Below are 16,736 nucleotides of genomic sequence, written 5' to 3'. Positions count from 1 at the left end.
CCCGAAAAAAAAGTGGCGCCACTCTAGCACAGCGCCCCTTTTCCGCCGACCGCCACGGTTCTCATTTTTCCCGCCAGAAGTGCGCCGCTTCACGCTCCCCGCGTGCCTCCCCGCCGCGCCCCAGGGTAAAGGTCAGGGCTCCGTCGCGAGCGGTGTCGTGGATCTGCGCGGCGATGCCGGCGTAGCGCTGCACCACTTCCGCATGAGGATGGCCGAAGGCATTGCGCCAACCCCGCGAGACCAGCACATGGTGCGGCCGGGTCCGTCGCACGAAGGCCTCTCCGGAGGAACTGCGACTGCCATGATGTGGCGCCTGCAACCAGTCGACCCGCGGCTCGCCCTGGCGCGCCAGCCAGGCGTACTCGGCAGCGCGCGCGATGTCGCCGGTCAGCAGCAGCACCTCGCCGCGCGCTTCCACCCGCAACACGCAGGAACGGTCGTTAGCGCTGTCGGCCCGGGCCCATGACCACTGGGCGAAGGTCACGCCGTCCCACTCCCAGCGCCGCTCCTCGCATCCCCGCGCCGCCAGCGACGACGGCAGGCGCGCCGGCTCGCCACTGACCACCCAGCCCGGGGCGAAACGGGAAACCACCGCAGGCGCGCCACCGGCATGGTCGTTGTCGGCGTGGCTCAGCAACAGGCCGTCCAGGCGCCGCAGGTCGAGGCTGCGCAGCACCGGCAGGACCACCCGCTCGCCCATGTCGAAGTCGCCCTGTCGCGCACCGGCGTCATACAGCAGCGCGTGCCCGCGGGTACGCAGCAGCACCGCCAGCCCCTGGCCGACATCCAGCATCCGCACCTCGGCATACCCCGCCTCGATCGGTCGCAGCAACGGCGCCAGCGCCGGTAGCATCAGCAACGCCCCCAGGCCTCGCACCGGCAACCCGGCTGGCGCCAGCCAGCAGAGCGCGCCGAGCATTCCCAGGGCGACGCCCCAGGCCGTGGCGGCAGGCGGCTGCCAGGCCCCGGCCAGCCCCGCCAGCAGGACGAGCAGGTGGAACAGTTGGTCCAGCGAGGCGCCAGCGATCCACAACAGGCTCTCGCCGACGCCAGGCACACCGAGCAACAGGCTCCCGGCCAGGGCCGGCGGCACTACCAGCATTTCTACCCAGGGCACCGCCAGCAGGTTCGCCAGCGCCCCGCTCAGGCTCAACGGCAGGCCCAGCGCCAGCGACGGCATCGCCAGCCCGAGCGCCATGCCCCATTGCGCCCGCCCCCAGGCCGTCCACCAGCGCCAGCGCCCGAGGCGCCCGGCGAACAGCCAGAGCAGCAACGCCACCGCCAGGAACGACAGCCAGAATCCCGCCTGCAGGCAGGCCAGCGGCTCCGCCAGGAGCACCAGCACCAGCGTCCCGAGCAGCGGCCTCGACACGCCCAGGTGACGGAAGCGCAGGCGCCAGAGCAGCGCCAGGCTGACCATCAGGCAGGCGCGCCGCACCGGCACCTCGAATCCCGCCATCAGCCCGTAGCCCCAGGCACCAGCCAGCGCCAGGCCGCAGGCGCAGGGCAGCCAGGGCAGGCGGCGAGGCCAGCAACCCAGGCGGAACAGGCCCGCCACCAGGCCATAGAGCATTCCCGCCAACAGCGAGATATGCGATCCGGAAATCACCATCAGGTGCACGGTGCCGGTGTCCTGGAGCATGCGCCATTCATCCGCGCGCAAGCCCGAGCCGTCTCCCAGCACCAGCGCCGCCAGCGCGCCGCCGCGACCCTGGGTATCCGCCGCGAGCAGACGCTGGCGCCAGGCGTCGCGCCAGGCATCCAGGCCGCTGGCCGGACGCAACCGCTCGCCCGCCTTCACCGTGCCGATGGCGCCGATCCGCTGCGCCAGCAGCCAGGCTTCGTAATCGAAGCCTGCCGTATTCACCAGGCCGCGCGGCCGCTTCAGGTTCACCGCCAGGCGCCAGCGCTCACCTCCCATGAGTGGCGGCGCGCCGCGCCAGCTCAGGCGCAGGCGGCCAGGCAGCGCTTCGCGCGGGCTGCTCACGCCCTCCAACTGGAAGCGCGTGACGCCATTCCCGCTTGCCGGCAGGCCGCTGATACGCCCTTCCAGCCATAGCGTACGGCCATCCAGCTCGGCGGCGAGGCGCCCGTCCAGCGCGGCCTGTGCCGACACGCAGGCCCAGGCGAAGCCGAGCAGGAACAGTCCCAGCCAGTAGAGACGGCCGAAGAGCAGCAGCAGACCGGCAGCGGCGGCCGCCAGCAGCCAGCCAGCCGACGGCAACTCCGGCAGCAGGCGCAGGGCCAGCAGCCCCGCGGCGAGGGCTGGCAATCCCAGGCGCATGAACGGTTCCTCCCATCCCCGTGGCGTGCCCTCCGCTCCCCGACATGTCACATGGGGTCATACAATGGGCAACGAAATCCTGTCATCTTGCTTGGCATAATACGCAAGCCTATATCCACCGAGAGCCCACATGCCGCGTCGCCTGTTCAAGCGCTACATGCCCGATCCGGAAAGCATCCGCTCGCAGAAATCGCTGCGCTTTCTCGGCAAGTTGACGCACGATCCCAACCTTTGGCATCTCAATCGCCACTCGGTGTCGCGCGCCATGGCCGCCGGCCTGTTCGCCGCCTTCATCCCGATGCCGATGCAGATGCTGCTGGCAGCGGGCCTGGCGGTGTGGATCCGGAGCAATCTGCCGATTTCCGTCGGATTGGTCTGGCTAACTAATCCGATCACGATGCCCCCGGTCTTCTATTGCACCTACAAGCTGGGTGCCTGGTTGATGCAGGTGCCGCCGCGCAGCCTGCCGGACCATCTCACCTGGGAATGGATCAGCCAGGAACTGTCCAGCCTCTGGCAGCCCTTCCTGCTCGGTTCGGTGGTCTGCGGCATCGTCGCCGCCATCCTCGGCTACGCGCTGACGATGCTCTACTGGCGCTGGTGGGTGCAGCGCAGCTGGAGCCGGCGCTGTCGGCAACGGCGCGAGCGAGTCGCCGCGAAGTGATCCGCCGGACATGAAAAAGCCGCCTCGAAGGCGGCTTTTCATTGTTCACGCGCGCGCTCAGCGCCGCTGAGCCGGGGCGGCTCGCCGCCGCCCTGCCACTCACTCGTAGCGCAACGACTCCGCCGGCTGGGTCCGCGCCGCCCGCCAGGACGGGTACAGGGTGGCGAGGAAGCTCATCAGCAAGGCAGCGCTGCAGATCAGCACCACGTCCAGCACCTGCAGGTCGGAAGGCAGGTAGTTGATGAAGTACACGTCCGAGCTGAACACCTTGTGCCCGACCAGCCGCTCGATGCGATCGATCACCCCGGTGATGTTCAGCGCCGCGAGCACCCCGAGCACCCCGCCGATGACCGTGCCGATCACGCCGATGACCGTGCCCTGGACCATGAAGATCGCCATGATCTGCCGCGGCGTCGCCCCCAGGGTGCGGAGGATGGCGATATCGGTGCGCTTGTCGGCGACCACCATGATCAGGGTGGCGATGATATTGAAGGCGGCGACCGCGATGATCAGCAGCAGGAGCAGGCCGATCATGGTCTTTTCCATCTTCATCGCGTTGAACAGGCTGCCCTGGGTCCTGGTCCAGTCGCTGGACCTGAAGCCCTGCCCCAACTCCTTGACCACCTTGGCGGCGACCTGCGGCGACTGGTAGAGATCCTTCAGCTCCAGGCGCACGCTGGGCACCTGGCCCGGCTGCAGGCGCAGCAACTGGCCGGCGTCGGCGATGTCGACCAGCGCCAGCGAGTTGTCCAGTTCGGCGCCGACCTTGAACAGGGCGACTATGGTGAAGCGCTGCATGCGCGGGGTGATCCCGCCGGGCGCCGAGGTGGCTTCCGGGACGATCAGGGTCAGCTTGTCACCGACATTGACATGGAAGCGCCGCGCGGTGATCTCGCCGAGGACGATGCCGAACTCGCCAGGCTTGAGGTCATCCAGGCTGCCCTGGACGATGTGCTCGCCGACGATGGAGACCTTGCGCTCTTCCTGCGGGTCTATGCCGTTGACCAGCACCGGCAGCATGTTGCCCTTGTAAGACAGCATGCCCTGCAGTTCGGCGAACGGCGCCGCGCCGACCACCTCGCGGTGCTTCAGCGCCGCGGCGGCGACGGTCTGCCAGTCGTCCAGCGGCTGCGCCGCGCTGATCGTGGCGTGCGGCACCATGCCGAGGATGCGCGTGCGCATTTCCTTCTGGAAGCCGTTCATCACCGAGAGCACGATGATCATCGCCAGCACGCCCAGCGCCAGGCCGATCATCGAGGTCAGCGAGATGAACGAGATGTAGTGGTTGCGGCGTTTGGCGCGGGTGTAGCGCAGGCCTATGAAGAACGGTAACGGTCTGAACATGTCGCGGATGCACCGAGTCGATGGGGGAGTCGCCGGACGGCAGCGGACGGCGGGTACGCCGTCGCTCCGCTACGCGGCGATCAGTCGGCCTTCTTCCAGGCGCAGGATGCGATCCATGTGCCCGGCCAGCTGGAGATCGTGGGTTACCACCAGGAACGAGGTCTGCAACGAACGGCTCAGTTCCAGCATCAGCTCCTGGATACCCTGCGCGGTGTGCTGGTCGAGGTTGCCGGTGGGCTCGTCGAGCAACACCAGTTGCGGCCGGTTGACCAGCGCGCGGGCGATCGCCACCCGCTGGCGCTCGCCGCCGGACAGCTCCGCCGGCTTGTGCGACAGGCGATGCCCCAGGCCTACCCGCTCCAGCAGCTCGGCCGCGCGCTGGCGCGCTTCGGCGATCGGCGTGCGGCCGATCAGCAGCGGCATGCAGACATTCTCCAGGGCGGTGAACTCGGGCAGCAGGTGGTGGAACTGGTAGACGAAGCCCAGCGCGCGGTTGCGCAGCAGCCCGCGCGCCGTCTCGTTCAGCGCCGAGAGTTCCTCGCCGGCCAGCCAGACGCTGCCGGCGGAAGGCGTGTCCAGGCCACCGAGCATGTTCAGCAGGGTGCTCTTGCCCGAGCCGGAGCTGCCGACGATGGCCACCCGCTCGCCGGGCAACAGGTTCAGCTCGACGCCGGACAGCACCTGCACCGATTGCGGCCCCTCGTCGTAGCTCTTGCTCAGGTTGCGGCAACTCAGCACCGACTTGTCATTCATAACGCAAAGCCTCCGCAGGCTGGGTGCGCGCCGCACGCCAGGCTGGATACAAAGTGGCGAAGAAGCTGAGGACCAGCGCCGCGCCGCAGACCAGCACGACATCGTCGAGCATCAGCTGCGACGGCAGGTAATCGATGAAGTACACGTCGGAGGCGAGGAACTGGTGGCCCAGCAGCTTCTCCAGGGCGGAGATCCAGGCGCTGACGTTGAGCGCCGCGACCACTCCCAGCACCCCGCCGACCAGCGTGCCGATCACCCCGATCACCGTACCCTGGACCATGAAGGTGGCCATGATCTGCCCCGGCGTGGCGCCGAGGGTACGAAGAATGGCGATGTCCGACTTCTTGTCGGTGACCACCATCACCAGGGTGGAAATGATGTTGAACGCGGCGACCGCGACGATCAGCAGCAGCAACAGGCCGATCATGGTCTTTTCCATGCGGATGGCCTGGTACAGGTTGCCGTGGCTGCGCGTCCAGTCGCGGGCGTAGAAGTCGTTGTCGGTCAGGGTCCGGGCGATCTCCCAGGCCACTCGCGGGGCCTGGAACAGATCGTCGAGCTTCAGGCGCAGCCCCTGCACCTGGTTGGTCTTCCAGCGCTGCAGGCGGGCGGCGTCTTCCAGGTGGATCAGCGACAGACCGCCGTCCAGCTCGCCGGCGCCGACGCGGAAGGTGCCGACCACGGTGAAGCGCTTCATCCGCGGGAATACCCCGGCCGGGGTCACTGCCACTTCGGGCAGGATCAGGGTGACCTTGTCGCCAATGCCGACGCCAAGCTTCTGCGCCGCCAGCTGGCCGATGACGATGCCGAAGCCGCCGGCCTTGAGTTCCGCCAGCGAGCCCTGCTTGAAGAAGTCGGGAATGATCGAGACCTTGGCCTCTTCCCGCGGATCGACCGCATCGACCATCACCGTCTGCACCGCGCCATTGGCGCTGAGCATGCCCTGCATCTGGGTGAACGGCGCTACCGCGGTGACGTGTTCGTGGGCCTTGACCTTCTCGGCCAGGGCGCGCCAGTCGTCGATCGGCTGGTACGACTCGACGGTGGCCTGCGGCACCATGCCGAGGATGCGGGTACGCATTTCGCGATCGAAGCCGTTCATCACCGAGAGCACCACGATCATCACCAGCACGCCCAGTGCCAGGCCGATCATCGAGGTCAGCGAAATGAAGGAGACGAAATGACTGCGACGTTTGGCCCGCGTATAGCGCGTGCCGATGAAAACGGACAGGGGTCTGAACATGTCGCCCTTAGCTGGCAGAAAATGGATGCGTCGGGATGGCGAAGTGGCGAGGCATCGCCGGCGGCCTTACACTCTGACCATCACTGCCGCCGTGGGTTCGCCATGTCCACTCGTGACGCGGATGACCGCCGCGAATACTACCGTATCGAAGATACCCTCGCACTGGAATTTCGCCCTGCCGGAGCCGTCCAGGACAGCCAGGAGAGCGAGCCGGGAGCGACCCTGTTCAGCCTGCTCAGCGACCTCCACCTGATGGATTACGAGTCGCAGCACCTGCTGCGCCACATCAGCGAACGCGACCGCACGCTGGCCAATTACCTGAAGGTGATGAACAAGCGCATCGACCTGCTCGGCCAGGTGATGGTGCAGAGCCTGCTCAAGGAGATCGGCGAACCGCGCAAGGTCAGCCTGTCCGAGGGCGGCGTTAGCTTCCGCCACGACCGCGCACTGCCGGTCGGCCAGTTGCTCGTCCTGCGCATGGTCCTGTTGCCGCAGGGTTTCGGCCTCGAACTGCGGGCCCGGGTGATCCACGCCCAGCCACGCGACGACGAATTCGAGATCGGCACCGAGTTCGAAGCGTTGAGCGACGCACAGCGCCAGTTGCTGGCCCGGCATATCCTCCAGAAGCAGGCCCAGCAGCGCCGCCTGGCGCGGGCCGGACAGGGCCCGCTCGGCGAGCCGGGCCAACCTTCTTCGACCTGAGATATGCCGATGCTCCGTTCGCTACTGCTGTGCTCCCTCCTCCTCGCCCCACCGCTGTTCGCCGATACCCTGGGCATCCCGCTGGGTGCCCAGGGCGATGCCCGGGTCGCCCTGCCCGCCCGCGGCGAAAGCCGCGAAACCGTGCTGCAACGCTTCGGCCTGGCCGACGAGGAACATCCCGCGGTCGGCCAGCCGCCCATCGTGCGCTGGGATTACCGCGACTTCTCGGTATATTTCGAAAGCGGCCGGGTGCTCGACAGCGTTCGCCATCATCGGCCACGGAATCCCGCGCCACCCTCGAACAAGGAGCCACAGTGACTCTCATCTATGGACATCGCGGCGCCAAGGGCGAAGCGCCGGAAAACACCCTGGCCAGCTTCCAGCGCTGCCTGGAGCACGGCGTCAACCGTTGCGAACTGGACCTGCACCTGTCCCGCGACGGCGAACTGATGGTGATCCACGACCCGACCCTGAAGCGCACCACCGGCCGCCGCGGCAAGGTCGCCGAACACGACGCGGCCACCCTGGTCACCTATGACGCGCGCCATGGCGGCCCCGGCTGGGTACGGCCGACGCCGATCCCGCGGCTGGAGGAGTTGTTCGAGCAGTGCCCGTTCGAGCACTGGCAACTGGAAGTGAAGAGCGCCTCGCGCGAGCGCGCGGCGCGAACGGTGACGCGGATCAGGGAACTGACCGAGCGCTTCGGCAACCGCGACAGGGTCACCGTCACCAGCGGTTCGCGGACCGTGCTCAAGGCCCTCGACGAACTGACTCCGGAGCTGTCGCGCGGGCTGGTCGCCGAATACGCCTGGCTCGACCCGCTGAAGGTCGCCCAGCACTATGGCTGTGCCCTGCTCGCCCTGAACTGGACGCTGTGCACCCCGGAACGCCTGCTCAAGGCCCAGCGCCTGGGGCTTCACGTCTCGGTGTGGACGGTCAACGAACCGGCGCTGATGCGCCGGCTCGCCGACTTCGGCGTGGACAGCCTGATCACAGACTTTCCCGGTTTGGCCAGCGCCACCCTCGGGAATCGCTGAGCACATCCCCTCCGGCCGGCTCAGGCCGCCGGCCGGAGTCCTTCAAAAAAGCCGGTTGAGGCCGTCGAACGCCGCCACCCGGTAGGCTTCCGCCATGGTCGGGTAGTTGAAGGTGGTGTTGACGAAGTACTTCAGGGTATTCAGTTCGCCCGGCTGGTTCATGATCGCCTGGCCGATATGGACGATTTCCGAGGCCTGGTCGCCGAAGCAATGCACGCCGAGGATTTCCAGGGTCTCGCGATGGAACAGGATCTTCAGCATGCCCACCGGCTCGTTGGAGATCTGCGCCCGGGCCATGCCCTTGAAGAACGCCTTGCCCACTTCGTAGGGAATCTTCGCCGCGGTCAGCTCGCTCTCGTTCTTGCCGATCGAGCTGATCTCCGGAATGGTGTAGATGCCGGTCGGCACGTCGTTGACGAAGCGCCAGCTATCGCTCTCGACGATGTTGCCGGCGGCCGAGCGGCCCTGGTCGTAGGCGGCGCTGGCCAGGCTCGGCCAGCCGATCACGTCGCCGGCGGCGAAGATGTTGCTCACCGAGGTGCGGTAGTTCTCGTCCACCTCGACCTGGCCACGGCTGTTGACCTTGATGCCGACGTTCTCCAGGCCGAGCTTGTCGGTGTTGCCGGTCCGGCCGTTGCACCAGAGCAGCGCGTCGGCCTTGATCTTCTTGCCCGACTTCAGGTGCAGGATGACGCCGTTGTCCAGCCCCTCGACGCGCTCGTACTCCTCGTTGTGACGGATCAGCACGTTGTTGTTGCGCAGGTGGTAGCTCAGCGCATCGGAAATCTCGTCGTCGAGGAAGCTGAGCAACTGGTCGCGGGTGTCGATCAGGTCGACCAGCACACCCAGGCCGCTGAAGATCGATGCGTATTCGCAGCCGATCACCCCGGCTCCGTAGATGATCAGCCGGCGCGGGGTGTGGCTCAGCGAGAGAATGGTGTCGCTGTCGTAGACCCGCGGGTGGTTGAAATTGATGTCCGAAGGACGATACGGACGCGAACCGGTGGCGATCACGAACTGGTCGGCGACCAGGCGCTCCACCGCGCCGCTCGGCGTCACCACCTCGACGGTGCGCTCGTCGACGAAGCTGGCGGTGCCGGTGAACATGTCGATGCGATTGCGCGCGTAGTAGCCGGTACGCGAGGCGACCTGCTTGGAGATCACCCGGTCGGCGCTCTTCAGCACGTCGGGGAAGGAGAACCAGCGCGGCTCGCCGATCTGGCGGAACATCGGATTGGTGTTGAACTCGATGATCTGCTTCACCGAGTGGCGCAGGGCCTTGGAAGGAATGGTGCCGAGGTGCGTGCAGTTGCCTCCGACCACGCGACGGCTGTCGACTACCGCCAGCTTGCGCCCGTACTTGGAGGCGTTCATCGCCGCCCCCTCGCCCGCCGGACCCGTGCCCAAAATCACCACGTCGTAGTTGTAGACAGCCATGCGTACTCCTCAGAACAGGCCGAGGCGCCCACTGGCGCCTCCGGCAAAGCCACGGCACAACATGTGCGCGGCGGATCGATTCGATCATCGGGTCGGTGCGAACGGCGGCATTCGCCGGGCAAGGCTCGGTCCGACCTCGAGGCGGGCATATGTTACGCCCTGTGCGAAATGTCGCACATTAGCGTTTGGTAGCGTCGTAGGCGAGTTTTCCGGGCACTACAGATTCGTCGCGATTGGCTTCCTCGCATTTCTGCCGGTCGCCACCGCAGATCGAGCATTCCTTCTCGATCCCCAGGTTGGCGATGCCGCCGCAGGAGCCGGCGATCGGCTTGCGGCCCATGATGACGCCGATGGACATGCCGAGGACCACCAGCAGCATGATGACGAAGACCAGTAGCCAGGTCATGGACGTTCTCCTTGGTTGCCGAACAGTTGTTCGTAGCGCGGCGTGGTACGGCTGCTGAAACCCTCGCCCTGGCGACTGACGAACAGTGCCGCCAGCTGGTGCTTCTCGGCGAAACGGTAGCCCTCTTCCGGACCGAGCACCATCAGCAGGGTCGACAGGCCGTCGGCGTTGCGCGTCGATGGGTCGATCACCGTGACCGAAGCCAGGTGGTGACTGATCGGCGCGCCGGTGCGCGGGTCGAAGGTGTGCGAATAGCGCTGGCCGTTCTCTTCGAAATAGTTGCGGTAATCGCCGGAGGTCGAGACGCCGTAGCCGTCCAGCGCCAGCACCTGCTGGGCCACCCGCTGGCCCTCGCGCGGCGCCTCGATGGCGATGCGCCAGGGCGTACCGTCAGGCTTGCGCCCTTCGGCTTTCAACTCGCCGGTGATTTCCGCCAGGTAGCTGCGCACGCCGAGCTCCTTCAGGCGTTCGCCCACCGCGTCCACCGTGTAGCCAGCGGCGATGCTGTCGAAGTCCAGCTGTACGGCGGCATCCTTGCACAGGCGCTGGCCGTCGATGCGCAGGTGGCGATGGCCGACGTCACGGCGTGCCGCGGCGATCTCCCCGGCGCCGGGTACCTTCTCCACCCGCGCCTGCGGACCGAAGCCCCAGAGGTTCATCAGCGGCTCGACGGTCATGTCGAAGGCGCCCTGGCTCTGTTCCGACAGCTCGCCGCCGTAGCGCAGCAGCTCCAGCATCGGCGCCGGCAGCTCCATGCAGGACCGTGCCGGCAGCGCATTGAAGCGCGAGACCAGAGAGTCGTCGCGGTAGGTAGACATCTGCCGGTCGACCTCGGCGAGGATCTTCTCCACCGCCGCTTTCGCCGTATCGACGTCGGGCGCCGAGGCGCCGCGCACGTACTTGATCGAATAGGTGCTGCCCATGGTCGGGCCGCCGAAGCTTTCCAGGGTGTCGCCGCACCCGGCCAGGACCAGCGCCAGCGCTGCCAGTCCCGCCATGGCAAGCGGACGGAAACGCTCAGCCACCGAAATCGTCCAGCAGGATATTCTCGCGCTCCACGCCCAGGTCGGTGAGCATCTTGATCACCGCGGCATTCATCATCGGCGGGCCGCACATGTAGAACTCGCAGTCCTCGGGCGCCGGGTGGTCCTTCAGGTAGTTCTCGAACAGCACGTTGTGGATGAAGCCGGTCAGGCCGGTCCAGTTGTCCTCCGGCTGCGGGTCGGACAGCGCCAGATGCCACTGGAAGTTGGGATTCTCCGCCTGCAGCTGGTCGTACTCCTCGGTATAGAACGCCTCGCGCAGCGAGCGCGCGCCGTACCAGAAGCTGATCTTGCGGGTCGACCTGAGCCTGCGCAGCTGGTCGAAGATGTGCGAGCGCATCGGCGCCATGCCGGCGCCACCGCCGATGAAGACCATCTCGGCCTCGGTGTCCTTGGCGAAGAACTCACCGAATGGCCCGTACACGGTGACCTTGTCGCCCGGCTTGAGGTTGAACACCCAGGACGACATCTGTCCCGGCGGCAGGTCGCTGCCCGGCGGCGGCGAGGCGATGCGGATGTTGAACTTCACCACGCCCTTCTCTTCCGGGTAGTTGGCCATCGAGTAGGCGCGGATCACCGTCTCGTCGACCTTCGAGACGTAGCGCCACATGTTGAACTTGTCCCAGTCGCCGCGATATTCCGGCTGGATATCGAAGTCCTTGTACTCGACCACGTGCGGCGGGCATTCCAGCTGCACGTAGCCGCCGGCGCGGAAATCCACGCTTTCACCGTCCGGCAGGCGCAGGGTGAGCTCCTTGATGAAGGTGGCGACGTTGGGGTTGGACTCCACCGTGCACTCCCACTTCTTCACCCCGAAGACTTCTTCAGGCACGCGGATCTGCATGTCCTGCTTGACCGGGGTCTGGCACGACAGGCGCCAGCCTTCCTTCGCCTGGCGCCGGGTGAAATGCGACTCCTCGGTGGGCAGCATCTCGCCACCGCCGTCGACCACCACGCATTTGCACTGCGCGCAGGTGCCGCCGCCGCCGCAGGCGGAGGACAGGAACACGTTGTTCGCCGCCAGGGTCTGCAGCAGCTTGCCGCCGGCCGGCACGGTGAGGCTGTGCTCGCCGTTGATCTGGATGGTCACGTCGCCGCTCGACACCAGCTTGGCGCGGGCGACCAGGATGATCGCCACCAGGCCGAGGACGATGGCGGTGAACATGCCGATGGCCAGGAAAATCTCGAATCCGATCACGGGCCTCTCCTTACAACTGCACGCCGGAGAACGACATGAAACCCAACGACATCAGGCCGATGGTGATGAAGGTGATCCCCAGGCCCTGCAGCCCCTCGGGGACGTCGCTGTACTTGAGCTTCTCGCGGATACCCGCCAGCGCGGCGATCGCCAGCGCCCAGGAAAAGCCCGAGCCGACGCCGTACACCGTGCTCTCGGCGAGGTTGTAGTCACGCTCGACCATGAACAGCGAGCCGGCCATGATCGCGCAGTTCACCGTGATCAGCGGCAGGAACACGCCCAGCGCGTTGTAGAGGCTGGGGACGTACTTGTCGAGGAGCATCTCGAGGATCTGCACGATGGCGGCGATCACTCCGATGTAGCTGAGCAGGCCGAGGAAGCTCAGGTCCACCTCGGGCAGCCCGGCCCAGGCCAGCGCGCCGTCCTTGAGCAGGTAGGTGTAGATCAGGTTGTTGGCCGGTACGGTGATGGTCTGCACCACGATCACCGCGATACCCAGGCCGATGGCGGTCTCCACCTTCTTCGAGATGGCGATGAAGGTACACATGCCGAGGAAGAACGCCAGCGCCATGTTCTCGACGAACACGGCCTTCACGAACAGGCTGATGTAGTGCTCCATCAGTACGCCTCCTTGCTGGATACCTGCGGGGCCATCCTGTAGGCCGGTGCCTCGACCTGGTCTTTCTTCCAGGTGCGCAGGGCCCAGATGATCAGCCCGATCAGGAAGAACGCCGAGGGCGGCAGCAGGAGCAGGCCGTTCGGCTGGTACCAGCCGCCATCGTTGACCGTCGGCAACACGCTGATGCCGTACAGCTTGCCGGCGCCGAACAGCTCGCGGATGAAGCCCAGTACCAGCAGCATGGCGCTGTAGCCGAGACCGTTGCCGATGCCGTCGAAGAACGACACGAGCGGCGGGTTGGCCATGGCGAAGGCTTCGGCGCGGCCCATCACGATGCAGTTGGTGATGATCAGGCCGACGAACACCGAGAGCTGCTTGCTCAGGCTGTAGGCATAGGCCTTGAGCACCTGGTCGACGACGATCACCAGCGAGGCGATGATCACCATCTGCACGATCATCCGGATCGAGCTGGGAATCTGCCGGCGGATCATCGAGATGAACAGGTTGGAGAAGCCGGTCACCAGGGTCAGGGCGATGGCCATGACGGTGGCGGTCTTCAGGTTCGAGGTCACCGCCAGCGCCGAGCAGATGCCGAGGATCTGCAGGCCGATCGGGTTGTTCTGGAAGACCGGATTGAACAGGACTTCGCGGATCGTGGGTTGAGCAGCCATCACGCCTCCCCTTTGCGCAGATTGGCGAGGAAGGCGTCGAAGCCGTCCTTGCCGAGCCAGAAATGCAGCAGGTTGTCGACACCCTTGCTGGTCAGGGTGGCGCCGGCCAGGCCGTCGACCTGGTGGGTCGCCTTGGCCGACTGCGGGTCCACCGAACCCTTGATGATCTGCACGGCGAGATCGCCCTGCGCGTCGTACAGGGTCTTGCCGACCCACAGCGCCTTCCATTTCGGATTGTCCACCTCGCCGCCGAGGCCGGGGGTCTCGCCGTGCTGGTAGAAGCCGAAGCCGGCGACGGTGTTGAGGTCTCCCTTGAGCGCGAGGAAGCCGTACAGGGTCGACCACAGGCCGTAGCCGCGCACCGGCAGGATCAGGGTGTCGAGCTTGCCGTCGGTCTCCACCAGGTACACCGTGGTGTAGCGCTCGCGGCGCTTGATCGAGGCGATGTCCTGGGCGGCGGGCAGCGCTTCGGACAGCGCCGGATCCTTGGCCGCCTTGAGCGGATCGTAGCTGATCGGGTCCTGGGCATCGCTGAAGGTGCCGCTCTGCAGGTCGACCACCCTGGCGCTGATGCGGCTGTCGAACAGCGCCTTGACCTCTTTGCCGGACATGCCCGGCTGGCCCAGGCCGGCGATGGCGAGGATGCTGCGCTGCTTGTCGAGCAGGCGGTTCTCCGCCTGGGTCGGCTTCAGCGCCACCGCCGCGCCGGCGACGAACACCGAGCTGACCAGGCACACCACCAGGGCCACCAGCAGCGTGCGGGTGGTGGATTCTTGATTAGCCATTGCGCGCCAGCCTCCGCTTGATGTTGGCCTGTACGACGAAGTGGTCGATCAGCGGTGCGAACAGGTTGGCGAACAGGATCGCCAGCATCATGCCTTCCGGGAACGCCGGGTTGACCACCCGGATCAGCATGACCATCACCCCGATCAGGGCGCCGAACAGCCACTTGCCGGTGTCGGTCATGGACGCCGAGACCGGGTCGGTGGCCATGAAGATCATGCCGAAGGCGAAGCCGCCGGTGACCAGGTGCCAGTACCAGGGCATGGCGAACATCGGGTTGCTGGTCGAGCCGATGGCGTTGAACAGGTAGCTCATGGCGATCATCCCCAGCATCACCCCGGCGACGATCCGCCAGGAGGCGATGCGGGTCAGCAGCAGCACGGCGCCGCCGATGAAGATCGCCAGGGTGCTGGTCTCGCCCATCGAACCCTGCATGTGGCCGAGGAAGGCGTCCATCCAGGTCAGGCCGTGGCCGAGGATGTTGTCCACCCCGCCGGCGGCTGCCAGGCTCAGCGAGGTGGCGCCGGCGAAGCCGTCCACCGAGGTCCATACGGCGTCGCCGGACATCTGCGCCGGATAGGCGAAGAACAGGAAGGCACGGCCGACCAGGGCCGGGTTGAGGAAGTTCTTCCCGGTGCCGCCGAATACTTCCTTGCCCAGCACCACGCCGAAGCTGATCCCCAGCGCCACCTGCCAGAGCGGGACGGACGGCGGCAGGGTCAGGGCGAACAGCACCGAGGTGACGAAGAAGCCTTCGTTGACCTCGTGGCGACGGATGGTGGCGAACAGCACCTCCCAGAAGCCGCCGACGATGAAGGTGGTCAGGTACACCGGCAGGAAGTACGCGGCCCCCTGGACCAGGCAATCCCACAGGCTGTTCGGGTCGAACCCGGCCAGCGCGCCGATCAGGGCGAAGCGCCAGCCATCCTGGGCGCCCAGCAGGTCGGGACTCTGGGCGAAGATCAGGTTGGCCTGGTGGCCGACGTTGTACATGCCGAAGAACATCGCCGGGAAGGTGCACAGCCAGACGATGATCATCATGCGCTTCAGGTCGATGCCGTCGCGCACATGGGCGGTGGTGCGGGTGACGCTGCCGGGACGATAGAGGAAGGTGTCCACGGCCTCGTACAGCGGGTACCACTTCTCGTAGCGCCCGCCCTTCTCGAAATGATGCTCGACCTTGTCGAGCAGGTTACGCAAACCCATGGCTCAGCCCTCCTGCTCGATGCGTGCCAGGTTGTCCCGCAGAATCGGGCCGTATTCGTACTTGCCGGCACAGACGTAGCTGCACAGCGCCAGGTCCTCCTCGTCGAGTTCCAGGGCGCCGAGCTTCTGGGCCATTTCCGTGTCGCCGACGATCAGGTAGCGCAGCAGCTGGGTCGGCAGGATATCCAGCGGCATCACCGCCTCGTAGTTGCCTACCGGCACCATCGCCCGTGGGCTGCCGTTGGTGCTGGTGGTGAAGGCGAAGCGCTTGCCGCCGAGCAGCCTGGAGACGAACACGTTGAGCAGCGAGTGCTTTTCCACCCCGGCGCGCAGGTAGTGGAGAAACTCGCGCTGGTCACCTTCCTTCAGACAGGACAGTTGCAGGTGATAGCGCCCCAGGTAGGCGTAGGCGCCATGGGCGGTGCGTCCACCCAGTACGGAACCGGAAACCAGCCGGTTGTTGCCCGGCTGCAACTGGCCTGCCGCCAGTTCGTCGAGGTTGGCGCCAAGGCGGGTACGCACCAGGCGCGGCTTCTCCACCACCGGGCCGGCCAGGGCGATCACCCGCTCGGTCCACAGCTGTCCGGTGGTGAACAGCTTGCCGATGGCGATCACGTCCTGGTAGTTCAGGTGCCACACGCTCTTGCCGGCACCGACCGGATCGAGGAAATGGATATGGGTACCCGCCAGGCCCGCCGGATGCGGACCGGCGAAGGCTTGCGCGGTCACTCCGGCCAGCCCCTCGCCGGGCAGCGCAACGCCATCGGCCTTGCACAGGAACACCCGGGCCAGGCGTCCGAGCACCGTCAGGCCGGCCTGGAAGGCCTCGCCCTGCTCGGCGATGATCACCTGCGGATCGGCGGCCAGCGGCTGGGTATCGATGGCGGTGACGAAGATCGAACTGGGCGTCGTCGCGGGGTCGGGAACCTTGCTGAAGGGACGGCTCCGCAAGGCGGTCCACAGACCCGATTGCAGGAGGTTGTCGCGGACCTGCTCGGCATTCAGCGTGGCGAGCTGCTCGGCAGGGTAGCGGGCGAACGCCAGTTGCTCGTCGCCCTCGAGGTCGATGACCACCGACTGCAGGACGCGTTTCTCGCCACGATGGATGGCGCTGACGAGCCCGGCGCCGGGCGCGGTGTAGCTGACGGAGGGGTTCTTCTTGTCGGTGAACAGCACCTGCCCCAGCTTGACCCGGTCACCTACCTGCACCGCCATGGTCGGCTTCATGCCGTGGTAGTCGAAACCGATCAACGCCACGCTGCGCACCGGCCGGGCAGCCTCGATACGTTGTTCGGGGGCGCCGCTGATGGGCAGGTCCAGGCCACGTTTTATCTTGATCATGCGTA

Annotated in this window: 17 protein-coding genes; 4 read left to right on the top strand and 13 right to left on the bottom strand. The window is 66.5% G+C overall.

Annotated elements, in window-relative coordinates; translation table 11 throughout:
- Positions 1-61: 61 nt before the first annotated feature.
- On the bottom strand, positions 62-2,284 hold the full coding sequence (locus PSPA7_RS10415; protein WP_012075162.1) for a DNA internalization-related competence protein ComEC/Rec2: 2,223 nt from the start codon (positions 2,282-2,284) through the stop codon (positions 62-64).
- A gap of 130 nt (positions 2,285-2,414) precedes the next feature.
- Between PSPA7_RS10415 and PSPA7_RS10410 the strand changes: the two genes are divergently transcribed.
- A complete protein-coding gene (locus PSPA7_RS10410; protein ID WP_012075161.1) occupies positions 2,415-2,948 on the top strand; it encodes a DUF2062 domain-containing protein in 534 nt (177 codons plus the stop codon).
- A gap of 99 nt (positions 2,949-3,047) precedes the next feature.
- Here the strand turns inward: PSPA7_RS10410 and PSPA7_RS10405 are convergent, their stop codons facing one another.
- The 3 genes from PSPA7_RS10405 to PSPA7_RS10395 all read right to left on the bottom strand — a co-directional run bounded on the left by PSPA7_RS10405 (position 3,048) and on the right by PSPA7_RS10395 (position 6,288).
- Positions 3,048-4,292, bottom strand: a complete 1,245-nt coding sequence (locus PSPA7_RS10405; protein ID WP_003156869.1) for a lipoprotein-releasing ABC transporter permease subunit — start codon at positions 4,290-4,292, stop codon at positions 3,048-3,050.
- 69 nt (positions 4,293-4,361) lie between these two features.
- Entirely contained in the window at positions 4,362-5,045 is a 684-nt protein-coding gene (gene lolD, locus PSPA7_RS10400) for a lipoprotein-releasing ABC transporter ATP-binding protein LolD (RefSeq protein WP_003091168.1), read from the bottom strand.
- The gene (locus PSPA7_RS10395) at positions 5,038-6,288 is read right to left on the bottom strand and encodes a lipoprotein-releasing ABC transporter permease subunit (protein ID WP_003156868.1); all 1,251 of its coding nucleotides are present in this window, start codon (positions 6,286-6,288) and stop codon (positions 5,038-5,040) included. The genes lolD and PSPA7_RS10395 overlap by 8 nt, the downstream gene beginning before the upstream one ends.
- Positions 6,289-6,390: 102 nt before the next feature.
- Between PSPA7_RS10395 and PSPA7_RS10390 the strand changes: the two genes are divergently transcribed.
- From PSPA7_RS10390 to PSPA7_RS10380, 3 genes are read left to right on the top strand one after another with little or no spacing between them, the layout of a single operon-like run.
- Positions 6,391-6,990, top strand: a complete 600-nt coding sequence (locus PSPA7_RS10390; protein WP_003156867.1) for a PilZ domain-containing protein — start codon at positions 6,391-6,393, stop codon at positions 6,988-6,990.
- Positions 6,991-6,999: 9 nt separating this feature from the next.
- Positions 7,000-7,308, top strand: coding sequence for a hypothetical protein (locus PSPA7_RS10385; RefSeq protein ID WP_003156866.1), 309 nt, complete (start codon positions 7,000-7,002; stop codon positions 7,306-7,308).
- Positions 7,305-8,027 (top strand): glycerophosphodiester phosphodiesterase, encoded by a 723-nt coding sequence (locus tag PSPA7_RS10380; RefSeq protein WP_012075159.1) that lies wholly within the window; start codon positions 7,305-7,307, stop codon positions 8,025-8,027. The genes PSPA7_RS10385 and PSPA7_RS10380 overlap by 4 nt, the downstream gene beginning before the upstream one ends.
- A gap of 42 nt (positions 8,028-8,069) precedes the next feature.
- Here the strand turns inward: PSPA7_RS10380 and sthA are convergent, their stop codons facing one another.
- From sthA to PSPA7_RS10335, 9 genes are all read right to left on the bottom strand, one after another.
- A complete protein-coding gene (gene sthA, locus PSPA7_RS10375) occupies positions 8,070-9,464 on the bottom strand; it encodes a Si-specific NAD(P)(+) transhydrogenase (RefSeq protein ID WP_003156864.1) in 1,395 nt (464 codons plus the stop codon).
- A 178-nt stretch (positions 9,465-9,642) separates the two neighbouring features.
- Positions 9,643-9,870, bottom strand: a complete 228-nt coding sequence (nqrM, locus tag PSPA7_RS10370) for a (Na+)-NQR maturation NqrM (RefSeq protein ID WP_003156863.1) — start codon at positions 9,868-9,870, stop codon at positions 9,643-9,645.
- On the bottom strand, positions 9,867-10,895 hold the full coding sequence (locus tag PSPA7_RS10365; protein ID WP_012075157.1) for an FAD:protein FMN transferase: 1,029 nt from the start codon (positions 10,893-10,895) through the stop codon (positions 9,867-9,869). The genes nqrM and PSPA7_RS10365 overlap by 4 nt, the downstream gene beginning before the upstream one ends.
- Positions 10,888-12,111: an NADH:ubiquinone reductase (Na(+)-transporting) subunit F gene (gene nqrF / locus PSPA7_RS10360; RefSeq protein ID WP_003156861.1), complete on the bottom strand. Its 1,224-nt coding sequence runs from the start codon at positions 12,109-12,111 to the stop codon at positions 10,888-10,890. The genes PSPA7_RS10365 and nqrF overlap by 8 nt, the downstream gene beginning before the upstream one ends.
- A 10-nt stretch (positions 12,112-12,121) precedes the next feature.
- Complete coding sequence (gene nqrE, locus PSPA7_RS10355) at positions 12,122-12,730, bottom strand: NADH:ubiquinone reductase (Na(+)-transporting) subunit E (RefSeq protein ID WP_003091182.1); 609 nt, start codon at positions 12,728-12,730, stop codon at positions 12,122-12,124.
- Positions 12,730-13,404, bottom strand: a complete 675-nt coding sequence (gene nqrD / locus PSPA7_RS10350; protein WP_023443277.1) for an NADH:ubiquinone reductase (Na(+)-transporting) subunit D — start codon at positions 13,402-13,404, stop codon at positions 12,730-12,732. Before nqrD ends, nqrE begins: the two co-directional genes overlap by 1 nt.
- The gene (locus PSPA7_RS10345; RefSeq protein WP_003156859.1) at positions 13,401-14,186 is read right to left on the bottom strand and encodes a Na(+)-translocating NADH-quinone reductase subunit C; all 786 of its coding nucleotides are present in this window, start codon (positions 14,184-14,186) and stop codon (positions 13,401-13,403) included. Before PSPA7_RS10345 ends, nqrD begins: the two co-directional genes overlap by 4 nt.
- Positions 14,179-15,390: an NADH:ubiquinone reductase (Na(+)-transporting) subunit B gene (locus tag PSPA7_RS10340; protein ID WP_012075156.1), complete on the bottom strand. Its 1,212-nt coding sequence runs from the start codon at positions 15,388-15,390 to the stop codon at positions 14,179-14,181. The genes PSPA7_RS10345 and PSPA7_RS10340 overlap by 8 nt, the downstream gene beginning before the upstream one ends.
- A gap of 3 nt (positions 15,391-15,393) precedes the next feature.
- Entirely contained in the window at positions 15,394-16,731 is a 1,338-nt protein-coding gene (locus PSPA7_RS10335) for a Na(+)-translocating NADH-quinone reductase subunit A (RefSeq protein WP_012075155.1), read from the bottom strand.
- Positions 16,732-16,736: the final 5 nt, after the last annotated feature.

Origin of the sequence: Pseudomonas paraeruginosa PA7 (assembly GCF_000017205.1) — a bacterium.
Classification (GTDB): Bacteria; Pseudomonadota; Gammaproteobacteria; order Pseudomonadales; family Pseudomonadaceae; genus Pseudomonas; species Pseudomonas paraeruginosa.
The sequence above is the reverse complement of the archived record's forward strand: the minus strand, read 5'-3'. Positions and strand labels throughout refer to the sequence as shown.

What these genes read in the sequence shown, in the direction of transcription:
- PSPA7_RS10415 (WP_012075162.1), bottom strand. Translation starts at nt 2,284, where the DNA reads ATGCGCCTGGGATTGCCAGCCCTCGCCGCGGGGCTGCTGGCCCTGCGC.
- PSPA7_RS10410 (WP_012075161.1), top strand. Translation starts at nt 2,415, where the DNA reads ATGCCGCGTCGCCTGTTCAAGCGCTACATGCCCGATCCGGAAAGCATC.
- PSPA7_RS10405 (WP_003156869.1), bottom strand. Translation starts at nt 4,292, where the DNA reads ATGTTCAGACCGTTACCGTTCTTCATAGGCCTGCGCTACACCCGCGCC.
- lolD (WP_003091168.1), bottom strand. Translation starts at nt 5,045, where the DNA reads ATGAATGACAAGTCGGTGCTGAGTTGCCGCAACCTGAGCAAGAGCTAC.
- PSPA7_RS10395 (WP_003156868.1), bottom strand. Translation starts at nt 6,288, where the DNA reads ATGTTCAGACCCCTGTCCGTTTTCATCGGCACGCGCTATACGCGGGCC.
- PSPA7_RS10390 (WP_003156867.1), top strand. Translation starts at nt 6,391, where the DNA reads ATGTCCACTCGTGACGCGGATGACCGCCGCGAATACTACCGTATCGAA.
- PSPA7_RS10385 (WP_003156866.1), top strand. Translation starts at nt 7,000, where the DNA reads ATGCTCCGTTCGCTACTGCTGTGCTCCCTCCTCCTCGCCCCACCGCTG.
- sthA (WP_003156864.1), bottom strand. Translation starts at nt 9,464, where the DNA reads ATGGCTGTCTACAACTACGACGTGGTGATTTTGGGCACGGGTCCGGCG.
- nqrM (WP_003156863.1), bottom strand. Translation starts at nt 9,870, where the DNA reads ATGACCTGGCTACTGGTCTTCGTCATCATGCTGCTGGTGGTCCTCGGC.
- nqrE (WP_003091182.1), bottom strand. Translation starts at nt 12,730, where the DNA reads ATGGAGCACTACATCAGCCTGTTCGTGAAGGCCGTGTTCGTCGAGAAC.
- PSPA7_RS10345 (WP_003156859.1), bottom strand. Translation starts at nt 14,186, where the DNA reads ATGGCTAATCAAGAATCCACCACCCGCACGCTGCTGGTGGCCCTGGTG.
- PSPA7_RS10340 (WP_012075156.1), bottom strand. Translation starts at nt 15,390, where the DNA reads ATGGGTTTGCGTAACCTGCTCGACAAGGTCGAGCATCATTTCGAGAAG.
- PSPA7_RS10335 (WP_012075155.1), bottom strand. Translation starts at nt 16,731, where the DNA reads ATGATCAAGATAAAACGTGGCCTGGACCTGCCCATCAGCGGCGCCCCC.